Below are 1,821 nucleotides of genomic sequence, written 5' to 3' on the forward strand. Positions count from 1 at the left end.
AAATACCTTGTGCATGACAGCTTCCGTCAGCTTATCGCACAGTCCCGTGAGGGAAAGATTCATGCGTTGCAGATTGCAACCGAAAGCTCAATCCGAAGCATACAGGAACAGTCCAAAAAGCTGGTCACTGGAAAGCTCCGTGAGGTAGCAATCCAAAAGATAGACGACCAGACCGAAGCCCTTGTATCCATGATAGGCGACAATCAAGTGGATTACCGTTTCTTTCTGGGATTCAAGCTCATGGTCACAGAGGACGAAGTCAATCTGAAGAACATCAAAAAATCGGTATTTCTGACATTCCGTGAGTTTTTGAATGAGGTAAGACACACGCTGATGAATGACTTTGTTTCCATGAACAATGATGAAATCAACCGTTATGTGAAGATGGAAAAACTGCTGGAAAACAAAATCTCCCGTAGGTTCAAAATCCGCCGACTGGAAGCCAAAGACTTTGCGTATCTGATGGAACACCTCTACGGCAGGGACGGGATAGCCTATGAAGATTATGTGTATCCTCTGCCAAAAAGAAAATTAAAAAGGGAAACACTGATTAAGTATTATGACCTTATCCGTCCTACCCGTTGCGTGGTGGAAGAAAGCCAGCGATATTTGCGTCTGGAACATGAGGACAGCGAAAGCTATGTGTCCTACTTTACGGTCAATGCCATTGTCGGGGAGCTGGACTTCCCATCATCGGAAATCTTTTATTTCCAGCAACAGCAGTTCACATTCCCTGTGGATACGTCCATGAATGTTGAAATTGTGGGAAATAAGAAAGCCTTAACCACTGTCCGCAATAAGAAAAAGGAATTAAAAGACTTGGACAATCACGCCTATCAAGCAGGAAATGAAACAAGTTCCAATGTGGTGGAAGCCTTAGACAGTGTCGATGAACTGGAAACAGATTTAGACCAGAGCAAGGAAAGTATGTATAAGTTAAGTTACGTCATACGGGTGTCTGCACCCGATCTTGACGAACTGAAACGCCGTTGTGATGAAGTCAAGGACTTTTACGATGATTTGAATGTGAAACTGGTTCGCCCTGCCGGAGATATGATGGGACTGCATGGAGAGTTTCTTCCTGCCAGCAAGCGTTATATCAATGATTATATCCAGTATGTGAAATCCGATTTTTTAGCCGGACTTGGCTTCGGTGCTACCCAGATGTTGGGCGAAAATACAGGAATCTATATCGGATATTCCGTGGATACAGGAAGAAATGTCTACCTGCAACCGTCCCTTGCCAGTCAAGGGGTAAAAGGTACGGTCACAAATGCGTTGGCTTCTGCTTTTGTGGGTTCGCTTGGCGGTGGAAAGTCATTCTGTAATAACCTGCTGGTATATTATTCCGTCCTGTTCGGTGGACAGGCAGTTATCCTAGACCCGAAAAGTGAGCGTGGAAACTGGAAAGCAACACTGCCGGAGATTGCAGAGGAAATCAACATTGTAAACATTACCAGTGATTCCAGCAATCAAGGACTGTTAGACCCGTATGTGATTATGAAAGATGTCAAGGACGCTGAAAGTCTTGCCATCGACATTCTTACATTCCTTACAGGAATTTCTTCAAGGGACGGCGAAAAGTTCCCTGTCCTTAGAAAAGCTGTCCGCACGGTATCCCAGAATCAGAACCACGGGCTGTTGCAGGTCATTGAGGAACTGCGAAAAGAGGATACCGCCGTATCCCGTAACATTGCAGACCATATCGAAAGTTTTACGGACTATGATTTTGCACAGCTTTTGTTCTCAGACGGTTCGGTGGAAAATGCAATCAGTCTGGATAACCAGCTCAACATCATACAGGTTGCAGATTTGGTTCTG

Annotated in this window: 1 protein-coding gene; it reads left to right on the plus strand. The window is 44.8% G+C overall.

Going from position 1 to position 1,821, the window contains the following annotated elements:
• Positions 1-1,821, plus strand: a 1,821-nt coding sequence (locus GPK60_RS15735) for an ATP-binding protein (protein ID WP_215660296.1), incomplete at both ends; no start/stop codon positions are given.

Source organism: Ruminococcus sp. MCC718 (assembly GCF_018783905.1).
Taxonomy (GTDB): Bacteria; Bacillota; Clostridia; order Lachnospirales; family Lachnospiraceae; genus Hominisplanchenecus; species Hominisplanchenecus faecis.